Annotated in this window: 1 rRNA gene; it reads left to right on the top strand. The window is 53.9% G+C overall.

Going from position 1 to position 566, the window contains the following annotated elements:
- Positions 1-566, top strand: a 16S ribosomal RNA gene (locus IQO02_RS08515); the annotation flags it as partial.

Here is a 566-nt window from a genome sequence, read left to right on the forward strand (position 1 = left end):
TGGGCGTCGAGCGGCGGACGGGTGAGTAATGCCTAGGAAATTGCCTTGATGTGGGGGATAACCATTGGAAACGATGGCTAATACCGCATGATGCCTACGGGCCAAAGAGGGGGACCTTCGGGCCTCTCGCGTCAAGATATGCCTAGGTGGGATTAGCTAGTTGGTGAGGTAATGGCTCACCAAGGCGACGATCCCTAGCTGGTCTGAGAGGATGATCAGCCACACTGGAACTGAGACACGGTCCAGACTCCTACGGGAGGCAGCAGTGGGGAATATTGCACAATGGGCGAAAGCCTGATGCAGCCATGCCGCGTGTATGAAGAAGGCCTTCGGGTTGTAAAGTACTTTCAGTTGTGAGGAAGGGTGTGTAGTTAATAGCTGCGCATCTTGACGTTAGCAACAGAAGAAGCACCGGCTAACTCCGTGCCAGCAGCCGCGGTAATACGGAGGGTGCGAGCGTTAATCGGAATTACTGGGCGTAAAGCGCATGCAGGTGGTTCATTAAGTCAGATGTGAAAGCCCGGGGCTCAACCTCGGAACTGCATTTGAAACTGGTGAACTAGAGT

The sequence above is a fragment of the Vibrio sp. OPT24 genome (assembly GCF_015163545.1).
GTDB lineage: Bacteria > Pseudomonadota > Gammaproteobacteria > Enterobacterales > Vibrionaceae > Vibrio > Vibrio cyclitrophicus.